Origin of the sequence: Sorangium sp. So ce1504 (genome assembly GCF_051521635.1) — a bacterium.
Taxonomy (GTDB): domain Bacteria; phylum Myxococcota_A; class Polyangia; order Polyangiales; family Polyangiaceae; genus Sorangium; species Sorangium cellulosum_B.
In genome coordinates, this window is the sequence record NZ_CP150365.1 from 5260079 (window position 1) to 5277933 (window position 17855).

Below are 17855 nucleotides of genomic sequence, written 5' to 3' on the forward strand. Positions count from 1 at the left end.
CGGAACCGGAAGCAAAGCAAGGTGAGCAAAGCGTGACGGCTCGCTGCTGGCTCGCGGTCGCGGCTCGACTTCCTCACCACGCCGTACTAGAGTCGCCGCCTCGGACTGACCTGGCACGGGTCGCGGTGCTCGGTCGCTGTCATTGGTCCTCGCAAGCCTCCGCTCAAGGGGGCGCGAGGCGGCAGCTCTCCGTGATCGAACCCTCTCCACAAGGAGGGCGCGGTGCCGCGGCGTACTTTCCGCCCTTGCTCAGGAGGGGCTGTGCTCCAGCCCGATTCCAGCCCGATGTCCATGCAATTTGCCGATCTCAAGCTCATCGAACCGCTTCTCCGCGCCATCGAGGCCGAGGGGTACAGCGCCCCGACGCCCATCCAGCAGCAGGCCATCCCGCCCATCCTAGAGGGCAACGACCTCCTCGGTTGCGCGCAGACCGGCACGGGCAAGACCGCCGCGTTCGCGCTGCCGATCCTGCAGCGCCTCGCGCAGAGCGGCGGGCCCAGGCAGGGCGGGCTCCGCGTGCTCGTGCTCACCCCGACGCGCGAGCTCGCGGCGCAGGTCGCCGAGAGCTTCTCCACGTACGGCAAGAACCTCGGCCTGCGGACCGCGGTCGTCTTCGGCGGGGTGGGGCAGCGCCCCCAGATGGAGGCGCTGCGCCGCGGCGTCGACGTGCTCGTGGCGACGCCGGGCCGGCTGCTCGATCTCTGCTCGCAGGGCCTCGCCCCGTTCGGTCGGCTCGACACGCTCGTCCTCGACGAGGCCGATCGGATGCTGGACATGGGGTTCATCCACGACATCCGGCGCGTGCTCGCGATGCTGCCCGAGCGCCGGCAGACGCTCCTGTTCTCGGCGACGATGCCGCCGGACATCCTGAAGCTCGCGAACAGCATCCTGCGCAGCCCGGTGCGCGTCGAGGTCGCGCGGATCGCCACGACGGCCGAGAACATCGACCAGCGGGTGGTCTTCGTCGAGCGGTCCGACAAGCGCGCGATGCTGGAGCACGTGCTCAAGGATCCCGCGCTCCGCCGGGCGATCGTGTTCACCCGCACCAAGCACGGCGCCAACCGCGTGGTCCAGCAGCTCAGCCGTGCGCGCATCGAGGCGGTCGCCATCCACGGGAACAAGTCCCAGGGCGCGCGCGAGCGTGCGCTCGCGAGCTTCAAGCAGGGGACGACGAGCGTGCTCGTCGCGACCGACATCGCGGCGCGCGGCATCGACATCGACGACATCTCGCACGTGATCAACTATGACCTCCCGAACATCCCGGAGAGCTACGTGCACCGCATCGGCCGCACGGCGCGCGCCGGGGCGTCCGGGGTGGCGCTCTCGTTCTGCGACAGCGAGGAGCGCGCTTATCTCGCCGACATCGAGCGCCTCATCCAGAAGCGCCTCCCCCTCCTCGCCGACCCCGGGGTTCCCGCCTTCCAGATCGATCCCAGGCCCGCACCGCAGGCGCAGGGGCAAGCTCGCCCGCAGGCGCAGGGCCGGCCGCAGGGACAGGGCCGTCCACACCCCCAGGGGCAAGCTCGCCCGCAGGGACAGGGCCGGCCGCAGGGACAGGGCCGTCCACACCCCCAGGGGCAAGCTCGCCCGCAGGCGCAGGGCCGGCCGCAGGGGCAAGCTCGCCCGCAGGGACAGGGCCGTCCACACCCCCAGGGGCACGCTCGGCCGCAGGCGCAGCCCCCCGCGCAGGCGCAGCCCCCGGCGCGGCCGCAGCCGCGGCACGACACCCCTCGCGTCGATAACTGATCCTCACCGCGCTGCCCGCCACGCCCGATCCGTCACGCCGCGCATCGCCTGATGCGCGCGGCGTCGCGAGCCCGGTGCTCGTTGGCGCTCGTCGCGCGCCAACGAGGGGGGAGGGCGCCGCGCCGAGGCGCGCAGGTCGTCTGCGAGGCGCACAGGTCGTCTGCGAGGCGCACAGGTCGTCTGCGAGGCGCACAGGTCGTTTGCGACCGGACCATGCCTGAATGACGCGCTTCGACATTATCTCGTCGATGTGCGGAAACTCTGGCACGATCGCCGCCATGCGCGTTCCCGTCATCGTTGTAAGCCTGCTCACGATCGCTGCCTGCGATCGCGGTGCTCCTTCTTCGAGCTCGTCCACCACGGGCGCTCAAGCCTCCGCCGATCCGGCGCCGATGGCCTCCGCCGCCCCGGTCGCCTCCGCGAGCAGCGCGCCGGCCGAGGCGCCCGACGCCAGCGCCGCTCCCGCGGCGGCCGACACCGCCGATGCCGCGGCGCCCGCGCCGAGCGCGGCGGCCGACGCAGGGCCGCCCGCGGCCGACGACAGCCGCCTCTCGGTGGAAGGGCGCGCCGTCCAGGGAGGGCTCCTGCGCGCCAAGCTGAACGGCAAGCTGCGCCGCATGGCGTTCCCCGGCCATCGCGTGACCGTCAGCGACGAAGGGGAGTTCCTGATCGCCTTCTCGCGCAACGCGCCAGCGCAGGAGAAGCTGACCATCACGTTCGACGACGGGCAGGTGCTCGAGAAGATCTTCGACGTGGAGCCTCGCAAGTTCGAGGTCGACAAGGTCGACCACCTGCCGGAGAACATGGTCAAGCTCGACATGGCGACGCGCGTGAAGCTCACGCAGGCCGAGAAGAAGCTCGACGCGCTCCGGAACAAGTACACGAAGAGGAACTGCTACAAGAACGGCTTCATCTGGCCGTCCAAGGGCCCCATCACCTCGCGGTACGGCCAGCCGCGCCTGCTCAACGGAACGGACGGCGGGATCCACTGGGGCGTGGACATCGCGGTGCCCGTCGGTACGCCGGTGCGCGCGCCTGCCTGCGGCAAGGTCGTGCTCGTCGAGAAGGACCTCCCGCTGAGCGGTCACACCGTGATCATCGATCACGGGCAGGGACTGACCTCCACGTTCATCCATCTGCACGGCTTCGCCGTGAAGGTGAACGACGAGGTCAAGCAGGGGCAGGTCATCGCGACCGTCGGGATGACCGGCCGCACGAACGGACCGCACCTCGACTGGCGCATGAATCTCTTCGAGACACGCGTCGATCCAGAGCTCCTGGTCTCCGCCGCGAAGTGACGCACGGCGGGGCAATGTGCCACACGAAGAGCGTTCGTGGTTGAGCTCCCCCGGGCGGAAATGTGGCTCGAATTCGGCCGTCGAAGCGCCCGGCGCCTCCAGGCGCACGCCCGCTGATCTTCCTTTCCTGGCCGATGGATGATCGAATGGCCGCCGAGGTCGCCGGGAGGACAAGCTCTCTCCCGCGAGCCTCTGGGCGGCATACCCCTTGCAAATTTCCGGACCGACGAAGGCAATCAATCCGGACATCGATTTTGCAAGGAGTCGGTCATGAAGATGCTGTCGCCTCGAGCTCATGGCTTTGTGGACTATGCGGTTGCGGCCCTGTTCCTGCTGGCCCCTTCGCTGTTCGGCTTCGGCGGGCTCCCCGAGACGCTCTGCTACATCCTGGGCGCCGCACATCTCGCGATGACGCTGCTCACCGCGTTCCCGCTGGGCGCCGCGAAGCTCATCCCGTTCCCTGTCCACGGAGCGATCGAGGCCACGGTCGCCGTGCTCCTCGTCGCGGCGCCGTGGCTGTTCGGCTTCGATGAGGAGCCCGGGGCGAGGAGCTTCTATCTCGTGTCGGGCGTGGCCGTCGGCCTGGTCTGGCTCGCGACGGACTACCGTTCTTCCTACGCCACGACGACAGCCAGCGCTCGTTACCGGCCGGAGCACCGGTCGTTCTCCTGAGGGGCGTGCGCGTGCGCCTCGCGATCGGCGGGGCGGTCGGGGTGGTGGATCGCGCGGATTTGCGGCAAGCTCATGCGTGGCGGGAGGACAGACGCCGTGAGCGACCTGAAGAAGCCGGATCCGATGAGCCTGCGGGTGGGTGACTTCCTCGTGAAGGTGGTGCCCGTCGGTGAGACGAGCGACGCCCTCGATACCGAGGCGAACCGCGAGCGGGCGCAGCGGGCCGAGGAGGACCAGCGGGCGGCCCAGCTCGGCGCGAGCGGCGAGCGGGCAGGGGAGGCCGCGCAGGAGGCAGCGGAGGCAGCCGTGGACGAGGCGATCGAGGAGGCGCGAGCGCGCTTGAAGAGCGCCGGTGAGGACGTGCCGATCTTGCTGTGCGATCCGGTGACGGGAGCGACGTTCACGCTCGAGTGATGGAGGGCGGCACCGTCCACCGGCTCCCTGTTTCCGCGCACACCTCGACCGCGACGGAACAGCCTTCCGGCGCCTGTTCTCCGAGACTCCCATCCTGAGCGCGCCCGCCTCACGGGCCCTGTTTCGGCCAGGGCGGCAGCGACGGCTGCCGTTATCGTGGATGTTCCTCTGCTTGGCTTGGCCGTCCATCCGCTCCGTCCGAAGCCCTGTCCGCTCCCGTGGAGGAAAACACGGCGCTCCAAGTCTTCAACATTGCTCCGATCCGGTCAGGGAGTTACTCCATCTTCCGCAACGACTGACCCAGGGGAGAGCCATGCCTGCGGGGCGCGACGCCTCCGCTGCGAAGCGTCGCGCGTGGGCGCTCGCCCCGTCCAGTCACGCGCCGGCTGCTTCCTGCGGCTTCGGGTGCTGATCCCGCGATACGAACACCGCCGCTGCCAGGTCCCCCACCACGTTGATCACCGTCCGGCACATGTCGAGGAACCGATCCACCCCGAGGACCAGGCCGAGCCCCTCGGGCGGGATGCCGAGCATCCCAAGGATCATCGCGATGACGGGCAGCGAGCCGGCTGGAATCCCCGCCGTGCCGATCCCCCCGAGCACCGAGATGAGCATCACGGTCGCCTGCTGCCCGAAGCTCAGCGAGACGCCGTAGACCTGGGCCAGGAAGAGCACGGTCACCCCCTCGAACAGCGCCGTCCCGTTCTGGTTCATCGCGGCGCCGGCGGTCAGCACGAAGCGCGCCACGGACGGCGGCAGCTTCAGCTCCTCCTCGGCGACCTTCAGCGCGGTCGGCAGCGTCGCGTTCGACGAGGCGGTCGAGAACGCCGTCACGATCGCCGTCCGGCTCCCGCGAAAGAACGCGACCGGCGACATCCCGCCAAGGAAACGGACCGAGAGCGAATAGACAACGAACATGTGCAGGCCGAGGCCGAGCAGCACCGTGAGCACGTACGCCGCCAGCTGCTGCATGATGCCGATGCCCATGCGGGACGTGATCGTGAAGAGCAGCGCGCCCACGCCGATCGCCGCGAACCGGAGCACCCCCTCGATGAGCCGCATCGAGACGTCGAGCAGCCCCTGGATGCACTCGCGGAGCCGAGCCGCCCCATCGGTCTGCGTGAGCGACAGGGCGATGCCGAAGAGCAGCGAGAACGTGATCACCGCGAGCACGTCGCCCCCTGCCGCCGCCTTGAAGATGTTGTCCGGCACCATCGCGATGATCATCCCCACCGGCGAGGTGTCGGCCGGCGCGGTCGCCGCCTTGATCCCCCCGCCGTGCGCGAGGCTCCGGACCGCCTCGGGCAGGCCGTCGCCCGGGCGGATCAGGTTCACCAGGACGAGGCCGATCAGCACCGCGATGCTCGAGACGACGGCCGTGTAGCCCAGCGTCCGCAGGCCGAGCCGACCGACGTGCTTCAGATCGAGCTCGCAGACGCCCATCACGAGCGCCGAGAACAGGATCGGGAGCACGAGCATGAACAGCAGGCGCAGGAAGATCTGGCCCACCGGGTAGGTGATGTGATCGACGATCCAGGTGAGCGCCGGGTGCCCTGCCGCGACAGCGTTCGCCGTGAGACCGCCCGCTGCCCCGACCGCGACGCCGAGCAGCATCGTTCGATGCGATGACATGGCGCCACCTTACACAAGCCGCGGCGCCGCGATCCGCGGAGTTGACGCCACGCCCCCGGGCTCTCCACGGCCGACGGGGCGTCCTGCGGCCACAGATCGACCTCCGCACGCGCCGTTCGCGGGCCAAGGGCCGCCTGTCCAAGCCCGCGCGGATCCATTAGGCTCCCGGCCGGCAATGCTGAAGCCGGGCGATTCGTTCGAGCGGTACACGATCGAGGCCGCCATCGGGCAGGGGGGGATGGGCTGCGTCTACCGGGCGCACGACGCGCGGCTCGGGCGGCGCGTCGCGGTCAAGGTGATCGCGGGCGGCGCCGTGGACGAGGACGCCGGCGCGCGCCTGCTCCGCGAGGCGCGCGCCGCCGCAGCGCTCGATCACCCGAACGCCGTCTCGATCTTCGACGTCGGCGAGCTCGAGGGGACGCCGTTCATCGTGATGGAGCTCGTCCCGGGCCGCACCCTGCGCAGCGCCATCAGCGGCGCCGACGCGCCGGCCTCGACGCGGGTCGCCTGGCTCTCCGACGTCGCCCGCGCGCTTGCGGCGGCGCACCGGCGGGGGCTCGTCCACCGGGACATCAAGCCGGAGAACGTGATGGTCCGGGACGACGGGGTGATCAAGGTGCTCGACTTCGGCATCGCGCGCCGCGCCGCCGGCGACGCCGATCCGAACGCGTCCACCGAGGCCCCTGCGCTGCCGACGCTGACCGCGCTCGGCGTCAAGCTCGGGACGCCGGTCTACATGGCCCCGGAGCAGATCCGCGGCGCCGAGCTCGACGGGCGCGCGGACCAGTTCGCGTGGGGCGTGCTCGCCTTCGAGCTCCTCACCGGCAGGCTACCCTGGCGCGGCGCCGGCGACATGCTCGCCGTCGTCGCGTCGATCCTCACCGACGAGGCCGACCGCGCCCTGCTCGACGCCGCCGCCGTTCCGCCCGCGGTGAGCGCGGTCGTCCTGCGCGCGCTGTCGAAGCGCCCCGACGATCGGTTCGCGTCCATGGACGATCTCCTGCGCGCGCTCGAGGCGGCCGGGAGGGGCGAGGCGCCCGCCGCGCCTGCCGCCGCGACGTCCGCGCCGCCCGCGCAGGCGCCCGGCGCGCAGCGGAGCGAGGCGCCTCGCGGCGGCGAGACCGCGGCGCAGCGGTTCTCGACCGAGCAGGTCCGCGACGTCCTGGCGCAGGCGATCGAGCGCCAGGCCTCCGCCGACGGAGGCGCGGCGCGCGCCCTGCGGGGCGACGCGCGCCTCGGCTTCGACGACCTGCTCGCCGCGGCGGAGGAGGTGGGCGTGGGCCCCGATGCGCTGCGCGAGGCGAGCCGCGCGCTTCGCGCGCGCGAGCGCGGCGAGCGCGGCGAGCGCGACGACGTGGAGCGGAGGTCGAGCGTGGCGACCGCCGCCGAGCGCGCCACGTGGCTCCGGCGCAAGCGCCGCGATTTCTACCGGCACCTCGGCGTCTACCTCATCGTCAACGCGGCGCTCCTCACGCTCGCCTTGCCGCTCGGCGTCGTGCTCTGGGCGGCGATCATCCCGCTGGGCTGGGCGATCGGCGTCGCCATCCACGGGCTGGTCGCGTTCACGGCGCACGAGGACGACTGGGCCGAGGAGGCCGAGCGCATGCAGTGGTGGCACGAGCACCATCGCCGCAGGCACGAGGTGGCCATGGCGAGGGCGATCGGCAAGGACTGGCGCCCTGCGGCGGCCCCGCGCCAGCGCATCGGCGCGGCGGAGGAGGGGGACCATCAGGGCAAGCTGCGCGTCGAGACGGACACCGCGCGCTCCACGGCGGAACGGGCGGAACGGGCGGAACGGGCGGAAGAAGAGGCCGCGGTCGCGGTGAACAAGCCCCAGCGGCGGCGGCGCTGACGTCGGAGCCGCGCCGCCCACGGCCTGACGAGGCGCCGGGCCGACATGCGCTAAGCTCGCGGTCCTTCGGAGGCTCCATGTCCCAGCTGAACTTCATCTCCCGCTCGCTCGCGCCGCTCCAGGCGCTCCCGTCCTTCCTGCGCACGCGCGCGCAGACCGTGCTGTTCCAGCGCATGGTGCCGTTCACCGGGACCGCCGGGATCCAGTTCGACGAGGTGAGCTCGGATCGGGTAGCGCTGCGGCTCGCCAACGGACGCAGGGTGCGGAACCACATCGGCGGAGTGCACGCCGCCGCGGCGGGGCTCCTGGCCGAGACGGCGACCGGCTTCGTCGTCGCCGTCAACCTGCCGGACGACAAGCTGCCGCTCCTGCGCAGCATGAAGATCGACTACAAACGCCGCGCCCAAGGCGGCCTCCGCGCGGTCGCGACCCTCACGCCCGAGCAGCGCCAGTCCTTCCTGGACCAGCCGAAAGGGGACGTGGCGGTCGCCGTCACGGTGACCGACGAGAGCGGCGCATCGCCGATGGAGTGCGAGTTCGTCTGGGCCTGGGTGACCAAGGGGGTGTGACGCCGCCGCGTTCGCGCGCGGCGCGGGCGCGGTCAGTTGCGGCGGAGGCGCTCGATTTCGGCCAGCGCCTCGACGAGCTGGCGCTCCAGGTCCGACGCGCGCAGGCGCAGGCCGCTGCGCGGCCCTCAGAGCGTCAGGATCTCGCAGCCGTCCCGCGTGACGAGCACGGTGTGCTCGAACTGCGCCGAGAGGCTGCCGTCCTCCGTGACCATGGTCCACCCGTCGTCGAGCGTGCGGATGCGGTGCGAGCCCAGGTTGACCATCGGCTCGATCGTGATGGCCATCCCGGCGCGGAGCCGCATGCCCGCCCCGCGCACCCCCGTGTGCGCGACGTGCGGCGGCAGGTGCATCCTCCGTCCGATGCCGTGCCCGCCGACCTCGCGGACCACGCCGCACCCCTCCGCGCGCGCGATCTCCTCGATCGCCGCGCCGATGTCGCCGAGCCGCGCCCCGTCGCGCACGACCGCGATGCCCGCGTCCCGGCAGCGCCTGGCGACGTCCACCACGTGCAGCGCCTCGGGGCTCGGCTCCCCGATGAAGAACGTCGCGGAAGTGTCGCCGTGGTAGCCGTCGAGCTCCGTGGTCACGTCGACGTTGACGATGTCGCCCGGCAGGAGCACCTCATCGCGCCGAGGGATCCCGTGGCACACGACGTGGTTCCGGCTCGTGCACACCGCCGCAGGGAAGCCCTTGTAGCCGAGCTGACTCGGGCGGCCCCCGCGCCGCGCCGTGTCCTCGCGCACCCACTCATCGATGTCCGCCGTCGTCACGAAGGGCTGGAGCCGCGCCCCGACGGCCGAGAGCGTCGCCGCCGCCGCGCGCCCTGCGCGCCGCATCGCCTCCCACGCGTGAGGCCTGAGGATGTCCACGTTCATGCGAGGCGTATGCGCGCGCAGCGAGCGGCCATCCAATACCGTTTTGATATCGGGCCCTCGCGCGCGGCTCCCCGCGCGCGGGGTTCGGGCTAGAATCGGCCGCGTGAGCCTCTCGCAGATCCGTTACTTCATCGCCGTCGCCGAGGAGGGCCACGTCGGCCGCGCCGCGCGCCGGCTCCACATCGCGCAGCCGCCCCTCAGCCGGCAGATCCGCGGCCTGGAGGACGAGCTCGGCGCGCAGCTGTTCGAGCGCACCGCGCGCGGCATGCGGCTCCTGCCGGCCGGCGCGGCGTTCCTCGACCACGCCCGGACCATCGTCGCCCAGGTCGACGCGGCCGTCGCCGATGTGCGCGGCTACGGCGCCGCGCCTCCCCCGGGCGATCTCGACGCCGGCCACCGCCAGCGCGCCGACCTGGGGTAGGGTGCCTCGCGTGGAACCAGGGGAACGGCATGGGCTACGACGCTGAGCTCGCGCTGGCGGTCGACGCGGCGCGCCGCGCGGGCGCGCTCCTCCGCGCGGAGTTCCACCGCCCGGGCGGCCCACGCGGCGCCGGGACGAGCGCCGACGTCGACGTGGAGGTCGAGCTCCTGCTGCGCGACGCGCTCACCCGGGCCACCCCGTACGCGTTCCTCGGGGAGGAGACCGGCGCCCTGGACGGCGTGGACCCGTCGCACCGCTGGGTCGTCGATCCGCACGACGGCACCGCGTCCTTCCTGCACGGCTACCGCGGCGCCTCGGTCTCCATCGGCCTCCTCCGCGAGGGCACCCCGGTGCTCGGCGTCGTCTTCGCGTACGCTTACCCCGACGACGATGGCGATCTCATCGCCTGGGCCGAGGGCGCCGGGCCGATCCGGCGCAACGGCGCCGCCGTCTCGACGTCGCTCGCCGGCGGCGCGCTCGATCGCTACGCCGTCGTGCTGCTCTCGCAGTCGGCGGATTACCTCCCCGCCCGCAACGCCCGCTGCGTGGCCCCCGCGCGGTTCCTCGCCCTCCCGAGCCTCGCCTACCGGCTCGCCCTGGCCGCGGCCGGCGAGGGCGTCGCCGCGGTCTCGCTCAGCCGGCCCCGCAGCTGGGACTACGCCGCCGGGCACGCGCTCGTGCGCGCCGCGGGCGGCGAGCTCGTCGACGACGACGGCGCGCCCATCGCGTACACCGCGCAGGGCGACGGCGAGGTCTGCCGCCTCTTCGGCGGCGCCCCCGCGGTCGTGCGCGAGCTCGCGCGCCGCCCGTGGAACGCCGTCATCCATGGCCGCATCCCGCCGCCGCAGGGCACGTACGGGCTCCTGCGCCCCTCGCGCAGCCTGCTCGTCGAGGGCGCTGGCACGCTCGCGCGCGCGCAGGGCTGCCTGCTCGGCCAGCTCGCGGGCGACGCGCTCGGCGCGCTCGTCGAGTTCCGCACCGCGGAGGCGATCGCGCCGCTCTACCCGGACGGCGTCCGCGACCTCGCCGACGGCGGGACGTGGGGCACGCTGGCCGGGCAGCCGACGGACGACTCCGAGATGGCGCTCATGCTCGCGCGCTCGATCGTCCGCAAGCGCGGCTTCGTCGCGGAGGCCGCGCTCGACGCCTACGTGCACTGGTACGGCTCCGGCCCGTTCGACATCGGCAACACCACGGCGGCCGCGCTCAGGGCCGCCGCGGGCGCGCCGCTGCCCGGCGCGCGCCGCGAGCGCGCCCGCGCCGCCGCGAGCCTGACGAGCGAGGCGAACGGCTCGGTGATGCGCGCGGCGCCGCTCGGCGTCCTCGGCGCGGGGCGCCCGCGGGAGGCCGCTGCCTGGGCGCGCGACGACAGCGCGCTCACGCACCCCCACCCGGTCTGCTGCGCCGCCTCCGCCGCGTTCGTCGCGGCCATCGCCGCGGCGGTGGGCGGCGCCGGCGTCGAGGGCGCCTGCGCCGCCGCCCTCGACGAGGCGGAGCGCAGCGGCGAGCGCGCGGTCGTCGCCGCGCTCACGGCCGCGCGCAGCGCCCAGCCCCGGAGCTTCTCGCACCAGGCCGGCTGGGTCCTCATCGCCCTGCAGAACGCCTTCTACCAGCTCCTCCACGCGCCCTCGCTCGAGCGGGGCCTCGTCGACACGGTGATGGCCGGCGGCGACACCGACACGAACGCCGCGATCGCCGGCGCGCTGCTCGGCGCGGCGCACGGCCGGGACGCCGTCCCGGACCGCTTCCGCCGCCTCGTGCTCAGCTGCCGCCCGCTCCCCGAGGCAGGGGCGAAGCACCGGCGTCCGCCCGAGCTCTGGCCGGTCGACGCGATGCTCCTCGCCGAGGCGCTCCTCGCCTCGGGCCGTTAGGATCGCGCCTCGACCTCGCCGGCGCTTCATCGTTCTTCGGCGCGGCGTGTGGCACTCCTGACCAAGCGTCCTGCATGAGCATGAGCGGGGGAGGACGGGTCACTCCACGCTGCGCAGCCACCGCCCCGCGAACGCCACCTCATCGGCGGCCGCAAGCACGGCCTCCTCCCCTCCGGCCCGGCGAAAGACGCCCGCGAGCTGCGCCACGCTTGCCCATCCCTGGAAGACGCCTGCCAGCGACGGAATCCCTGAGGCGTCGAACAGGCTCGTCGAGACCAGCCGTGCCGCCTCGGCAGGGCTCATCCACGGCGCAGCCTCGCAGAGATCGCCGAGCACATCGGCGTCTGCGCCTGCTGCCTCGAAGGCGAGCACCGCACGTCGGGCCGCCTCGGCGCGCATCGCTTCAGGAAGCGCCTTTACAAGCCGTGCCAGTGCGACGGCCCGAACGTAGCTCCCGGAGGGCTCGACGCAGTCCCCTGCTATGCGTAAAGCCGCTTCCGCCCCCAGGAGCGCGACCGAAGCGGAAGGGTGCTCTTTGATCAAATTGCATCGCTCCTCCGGGGCGAGCTCCTCGAAGAGGGCCTGGACCTCCTCCACCGGCCGCCGCCCCGCAGGGAGCCTCTCGCCGAGGCGAAGCAGCGCGTCCGCCCGGTACCCTGCGCTGCTCGCCGCCCATCGCAGCACGAGCGCCCGGGCGTCGGCCTCTCGCCCGAGCGAGACCAGCCTCGCCCCGAGAGCGTGCACCGGCCAGACCGGGACCTCCTCGAGCGCCCTCTCCAGGAGAGCGTCGGACAGATAAGGCGCCACCGCCTCGGCCTCCTTCTTGCTCTCGAAGCACCAAGGCGTCCAGAGCCGTTCGATCTCCTGGACGGCGTGAACTTTCGCCTCTTTCGGCAGGTCCGCGAGCAACCGGGCGAGGACGCGAATTCGCTGGGGCGCTGGCAGGGAACGCGAAGCTCGCTCCAGCGCGACCGCGGAAGCCTCGCTGACTCCAGGCTCAGGCACGATCGCGGGCGGCGCCCCTCCCGCGCGCGCGATGGCTTCTGCGGCGACCTCCTGGGCTTCCTCTTCGGGGAGCAGGCCCGCCGCCACGACGAGCGCCCGGGGCGCATCTTCCCCGTCCGACTGGCGCGCAGCTTCCAGCGCGGCGCGCGCATACCGAGTGCGCCTCTCGCCCTCCGCCGCCTCGGCCATGGCGATCAGCGCCAAGGCGCTCGACCACCGCGCACCCGTGCAATCGGCGATCTCGAGCGCTCGCTCGCGGACTCCGGCTTGGGCGGACAGTGAGACCTCCGCAGCGAGGGCAAGCAATGCCAACGCGCGCGCCGCGTCCGCATCGAGCAGTGAAGTCGCGACGTCTGCATCGGGGCTCTCCCACGGCTCCGTGTCTCCCAGCGTCGCCGCCGCGCCCTGCGCTGACGCGCAGCGGACGAGCGCCGCGGCGAGGGGGGGAGGCAGGGATCTGCAACGCTCCACCTCCTCTCCTATTCGATCGCGCAGGCGGCGGAGATCTGTAAGGGCATACGCGAGCGCCTCGGCAGAGTTACCCGCTACCCAACCCGGCTCGGCAAACGCGAGCATCGAAGCGATGGGAGCGCCGCCGAGCGCGAGGTGTGCGCTCGCATAGCGGCGGAAGTAGGCTGGCCGGCGGCCGGCGGGCTCCGCCGTACATCGCGCGATCGCGCCGCGGTAACGCGCCTCGATCGCCTCATCCCGACCGGCGCTCCTCTGCTCCCACGCGACCCGCAGCGCCTCGTGCTGGAATCGCACCGCACGCACCGGCCCATCCCGGCGCAAGATCCGATCGAGGAACGGTCCGTATACGAGCAGGCGACCGCGCACGGCAAGGTCGTCGATCTCCAGGAGCTCCGCGACATCCTCTGCATCGAGCGGCGCGAGCGCGCGGGCCAGCACGGAGAGCATCTCCAGCGCGACCTCTCCTCCCTGGAGGAGTCGGAGCTCACGCTCGACCTCCGCGGCGAGCGCCTCCGGTCCGCCGTTGCCCCCTGCAGCTGCCCAGCTCGGAATGCCTCGGCGCTCCGCTGCCGCGGGGGAAGGCGGCGCAACCTCGACGAAAAGCGCATCACCGGCCTTCCATCCGAGCCGCTCCCTCCAAGCATGCGCGTCGCCCTCGCCGCCGGAGATGGAGACCAGACATCGGACGCGCTGTCCGAGCGCCTGAAGCGTCGATACCCGAGCCTCGCGAGGCCAGTCGACGCACTCATCCAGGCCATCGAGCACGAGGAGCACCTCGGGCTCGTCCTCTTCCTGGCCGTTGGCCAGCCTGTTCCGGAGCTCCGAACGCAACTTCAGGACGTCCCGCGGAGGGCGCAGCACGTCGTCACCGAGCTGCTCCAGGAGCGACGCGAGGATCTCGGGCTCGGAGGCGAAGCGGCCCGCTCGTCCGACCTGCACCGCGGCGGTGCGCACCCCGACACGCTCGCTCGCTTCGGCGACGAGCAGCATACACAGCGCCGTTTTGCCGGCTCCCGGCGGGCCGTGCAGCAGGCACGCGGAGCCCGGAGCAACGCGCCATCGCTCGATCGCTTCACGAGCGCGCTCTTCCCCCTCGGTCCAAGAGACGGCCTCTGGCGATCTTTCCTTTTCCTCACGATGCATTCGCACCTCGGTGGGGGACGCTCGTCTCCTGTTCTAGGCCCTGTAGACTCCGTATTGGCCTTTCTTGCCCTTCATCCCGACGACGTGCTCTTGAATGCCGAGCCTTTCGAACATCGCTCCGCATCTCTCGCACGGGTCGACCCGCTTCCGCATCTTCGCGCTGTCGTACGTCTCAATCGAGAGCCCTTCGTCCTGGAACTTCTTTTTGATGCGCCGGTTCACCTCGGCGTCGACCTGTTCGGGGGTCATGCGATCCTGAACGCGCACCGTCTTCTGCTCTTTCATCACGTCTCTTCGAATGTTCTCCCCCATGACCGTCAAGACCTGCGCCTCCGCGCACGGCTTGTCGCTGATGTGACCGGCCGGCGTGACCCTGCCGCCCTCGCTCGGGTTCCTCCCCACATATGGCCTCGTACTGTGGTCTTCGTCCACGTACGTAAGGACGTTGCCGTCCTTGTCGAGGATGCGGGAATAGATGAGCCCATCGGGATCGACGATGGTCCACGGCTGGTTGCGCGCGTACCAGTAAGCGTTCAGCTCGCCGTCGATCTCTGCGGGATCGGGCGAGATGTACCTCCCGAGATCGGGGTCGTAGTAACGGTGCCTGTTGTAGAAGAGCCCTGTCTCCACGTCCTCATACTGCCCCAGGAAGCGCACCTGTGTCGGCGCGCTGCCTCCGGCTTCGGACGTCACCTTCCCCCATGCCGTGCGGAACAGCTCGCCCACGACCTCACCTTTCCCATCGACGAGGCGCTCCGGAAAGCCCGTCATGGCTTCGTTCAAATAGAAGAGCCATGGCCCCGCTACCGACCCCTCCCCGGTGTGCCTCGTATCGCGGTGAGCCCACGGAGCCCCGCTCTCATCGAAGCAGTAGGTGCGCTCCTCGATCTCCCCTTCGGGGATCCCCGCGATCTCGTGGGCGAGGGTCATCGCGTCCCAGCAGAAGCGCGTCGTGCGCAGGAGGCGCGCCTCACCGCTCTCTCCCTTCTGCCACACGGTCTTCTTCATCCTCCGCGCAAACGCGTCGTACATGAACTCAACCGTCGTTCCGTCTGGCCCCTGGATCTTCGAGAGCATTCCGCTCGCCGACCAAGCATAACGTGTCACGTGGTCGTCCCCGGCGGCGCCTCGCGCCCTTTTCTCGATCAGCCGGCCCTGCTCGTCATAGAGGAAGCGGGTGGAGCCCTTGGTCTCCAGCCGGCCCCCGCTCTCGTAGCGGCGCACCTCCGCCCCTTCGCCGTGCTCATGGAGGTTTCCGGCGGCATCATAGCGGAAGCGCTCGACAGCATGGGGACGCCTGGCCGCGAGCCCATCGCGCGCTTCCTCGGGGATCACGGCCAGCAATTGGCCGAGCGCATCGTGCTCGAAGCGCTTGTGTCCGAAGTGCGCATCCCACACGGCTGCGAGATGCCCCGCCGAGGTATATTGAAACGCCTGATCCACGGTCATGTTGGGCATACGGGGCCCCACCCACTCCGGCTCGCCTGGACGCAATGCGAGCGAGCTGGATGAGGGCCACACCCGCCGTGCAACGAGCCTGCCGCTCGCGTCGTACTGCGCGCCGATGCGGCCTCCGCCCGGCAGGTGGGTCTCGACCGGGAGTCCCCGTTCGTCCTGGTGCGAAAAGATCTCGTCGCGGCCGTCGAGCCGCGTGCGCGTACAGCGCCCGGCCTCATCAAAGGCCCACTCTACCGCATGACCTCGGGACGTCGCCCTCCGAAGTGCAGTCCCGACCCGATCGCAGGTCACCTCGACCTGAAACGCCTCGCCGTCCACGACCTGCTTCTCCCCGATCACCCATCCGACCGCGTTGCGTCGCAGCTCGACCGTACAGCCGCTCCCCTCCGCCAGGATCACCTCGCCACGGCCGTTGTATGAGAAGTGCTCCTCGGCTCCGTCGTCGTAGATTTTCTTCACCACGCGTCCGGCGAGGTCGCGCTGGAGCTCTGTCGTTTCGCTTCCACGGCGGATCAGGAGGACGCGCCCGAGCGCGTCGCGTTGATAGCGAATCTCCCGGCCATCGAACGTCCTCTCCGCGATCGGGAGGCCGAGAGCGCCGACCTCGATCGAGTACACCTCCCTGTTCGCATTGCGGATCTCGACGAGGCGTTCCTCGCGGTCGTACCGGAGCTGAATGACGCTCCCGTCCGGCAGGATGGCGTCCGCCAGCGAGCCGGTGCCTCCGCGCACGAGGCGGGTCGCCCGGCCGTCGGCATCGGTCACACAGAGGAGGTTTTCGTCGCCATCGTAATCGTAACGCGTGACAGCGCCGTTCGGTTCGCGCACCGCGAGGAGCAGCCCCTTGTTGCTGTAGGAGAACTCGGTCACGCGTCCGCTCTCGTCGCGCTCCGCCGTCCGCCTCCCGAGCTCGTCGTACGCGGCCGTCCAGCGCGTGCCGGACGCGCGGAGCACCTCGACGAGATTGCCGTGTTCATCGTGACGGTAACGCGTCTGATGCCCCGTCGGAGCCACGGTCGCTTCCATGAGGCCGCGAGCGTCGAAGCGGATCTCGAAGGTCGCGCCGATCGGATCGGTCCAGAAGATCGCTCGCTCGGCGTACGCCACCTCCGTCACGCTGCCTTCCGGATCGATGATCTTGCGGATATCGCCGTTCCGTAGCCGCTCGATCACCGTCACGTTCCCGAGCGGGTCCACGATTCGCGTCTCGTTCCCGAAGAGATCGCGCGTCCAGCAGGTCGTCGCTCCGAGTGGATCGGTGAACGAGCGCAGGTGGCCCCGCTCGTCATACGTGCGCGTATACACGCTTCCGGCTGTGATGGCCTTGTCGACCTTACCGTGCTCATTGCCGAAGTAACGGTGAAATGTGACCGAGTCGGTGGCCTCCGAGTAGCCATCGGGATAAAAGTCGAGTCGAACGTGGTGCATGCCCTTCGCGGGCGTCTTGCCATCCGACAGAAGCGCCGGGACAGAGGCGGCGAGGCACGGGTCGACCGCGCCGGGGTAGTCTGCCCATGTCTCGACGCATCGTCCGGCGGGATCGTATCGGTAGTGGAACGTCAGCCCGGTCGGCCTCTGCTGCCAGACGAGCCGGTGCTCGTCGTCGTAGCCGTACTTCGTGGTGTTTCCATCCGCGTCGGTCACTGCGACGAGATCGCCTGCTTGGTCGTGCTGGTAGCGCGCGAAGACGAGCGAACGCCCCCTGGACGCGCGGCTCACGAACTCGATCTGGCCGATACGTCCCGCGGACGCCGGTCGAATCCGTAGGACGCGCCCCACGCTGTCGGTGACCTGGGCCAGGCGACCTTCACTATAGGTGAGGGCGATTCTGTTGTTGAATGCATCTACCTGCGCGGCGAGGCGGAAGCGATGCGGCGTGCGGTCGCCCGGATCCGGCTCGAACAGCAGGCGATCCCCGTCCGGAAAATCGAGGGAGAACCCGTCGCCCTCCTTGTGGAGGACCCAGCCATGCGGGCCGAGGACGCCAGCGTCCCGCGGAACGAGTCCGAATTCCTCCTCGTTGCCGTCGGCCGTGACGACGATGGTGGTCCGTCGGCGAAGCTCAATTGCCCATGCGAGGCTGTGGGTCCATCCGAAGCCGAGCCCGACGTCCCGCTCACGCGCCTGGCTGCCGTACGACCGAACGAGCTGGAGAGGAAGGGGACCCGGGATGTCGACATCCGTCTCGGGGACGGTGAACACGCGGCCGGTGACCACATCGACCGGATCGCCCTGGGCGATCTTTCCGCTTCCGCGGCCGCCATGGTGGTTCGGGCAACCGCCGCCATCTTTACCTGCGCCGCAGGCGGTTTTTCCACCGCCCTTCGCCTTGTCGCCGCCGTTCTTGCCGCTGGCCCCCTGTCCTCGCGCCTTTCCACGGCCTGAGGCTCCGCCGCGCCCACCGACGACGGCGCCTCCTCCCATGATA

12 protein-coding genes are annotated in these 17855 nt (G+C 71.1%); 8 read left to right on the forward strand and 4 right to left on the reverse strand.

The window, feature by feature from the left end; all coding sequences use genetic code 11:
* The first annotated feature begins 291 nt into the window (after positions 1 to 291).
* The 4 genes from WMF39_RS19720 to WMF39_RS19735 all read left to right on the forward strand — a co-directional run bounded on the left by WMF39_RS19720 (position 292) and on the right by WMF39_RS19735 (position 4130).
* A complete protein-coding gene (locus tag WMF39_RS19720; protein WP_437747035.1) occupies positions 292 to 1746 on the forward strand; it encodes a DEAD/DEAH box helicase in 1455 nt (484 codons plus the stop codon).
* A gap of 278 nt (positions 1747 to 2024) precedes the next feature.
* On the forward strand, positions 2025 to 3044 hold the full coding sequence (locus WMF39_RS19725) for a M23 family metallopeptidase (RefSeq protein WP_437747036.1): 1020 nt from the start codon (positions 2025 to 2027) through the stop codon (positions 3042 to 3044).
* Positions 3045 to 3314: 270 nt separating this feature from the next.
* Positions 3315 to 3716 (forward strand): SPW repeat domain-containing protein, encoded by a 402-nt coding sequence (locus tag WMF39_RS19730; protein ID WP_437747037.1) that lies wholly within the window; start codon positions 3315 to 3317, stop codon positions 3714 to 3716.
* Between the two features lie 96 nt (positions 3717 to 3812).
* Positions 3813 to 4130, forward strand: a complete 318-nt coding sequence (locus WMF39_RS19735) for a hypothetical protein (protein ID WP_437747038.1) — start codon at positions 3813 to 3815, stop codon at positions 4128 to 4130.
* A 375-nt stretch (positions 4131 to 4505) separates the two neighbouring features.
* On the opposite strand, the gene WMF39_RS19740 is transcribed toward WMF39_RS19735, so the two are convergent.
* Complete coding sequence (locus WMF39_RS19740; RefSeq protein WP_437747039.1) at positions 4506 to 5762, reverse strand: dicarboxylate/amino acid:cation symporter; 1257 nt, start codon at positions 5760 to 5762, stop codon at positions 4506 to 4508.
* Positions 5763 to 5937: 175 nt separating this feature from the next.
* On the opposite strand from WMF39_RS19740, the gene WMF39_RS19745 reads away from it, so the two are divergent.
* Both WMF39_RS19745 and WMF39_RS19750 read left to right on the forward strand, forming a co-directional pair.
* Entirely contained in the window at positions 5938 to 7614 is a 1677-nt protein-coding gene (locus WMF39_RS19745) for a protein kinase domain-containing protein (protein WP_437747040.1), read from the forward strand.
* A gap of 77 nt (positions 7615 to 7691) precedes the next feature.
* Positions 7692 to 8183 carry a hotdog fold domain-containing protein gene (locus tag WMF39_RS19750; RefSeq protein WP_437747041.1) on the forward strand — a complete coding sequence of 164 codons (492 nt, stop codon included), beginning with the start codon at positions 7692 to 7694 and terminating at the stop codon, positions 8181 to 8183.
* Positions 8184 to 8308: 125 nt separating this feature from the next.
* Here WMF39_RS19750 and map read toward each other — a convergent pair whose 3' ends face one another.
* Positions 8309 to 9058 (reverse strand): type I methionyl aminopeptidase, encoded by a 750-nt coding sequence (map, locus tag WMF39_RS19755; RefSeq protein ID WP_437747042.1) that lies wholly within the window; start codon positions 9056 to 9058, stop codon positions 8309 to 8311.
* A gap of 103 nt (positions 9059 to 9161) precedes the next feature.
* On the opposite strand from map, the gene WMF39_RS19760 reads away from it, so the two are divergent.
* A complete protein-coding gene (locus tag WMF39_RS19760; RefSeq protein ID WP_012236172.1) occupies positions 9162 to 9479 on the forward strand; it encodes a LysR family transcriptional regulator in 318 nt (105 codons plus the stop codon).
* A 29-nt stretch (positions 9480 to 9508) separates the two neighbouring features.
* A complete protein-coding gene (locus WMF39_RS19765; RefSeq protein ID WP_437747043.1) occupies positions 9509 to 11350 on the forward strand; it encodes an inositol monophosphatase family protein in 1842 nt (613 codons plus the stop codon).
* Positions 11351 to 11449: 99 nt separating this feature from the next.
* Here WMF39_RS19765 and WMF39_RS19770 read toward each other — a convergent pair whose 3' ends face one another.
* The gene (locus WMF39_RS19770; protein ID WP_437747044.1) at positions 11450 to 13969 is read right to left on the reverse strand and encodes an AAA family ATPase; all 2520 of its coding nucleotides are present in this window, start codon (positions 13967 to 13969) and stop codon (positions 11450 to 11452) included.
* Between the two features lie 33 nt (positions 13970 to 14002).
* The gene (locus WMF39_RS19775) at positions 14003 to 17851 is read right to left on the reverse strand and encodes an RHS repeat-associated core domain-containing protein (protein ID WP_437747045.1); all 3849 of its coding nucleotides are present in this window, start codon (positions 17849 to 17851) and stop codon (positions 14003 to 14005) included.
* Positions 17852 to 17855 lie beyond the last annotated feature (4 nt).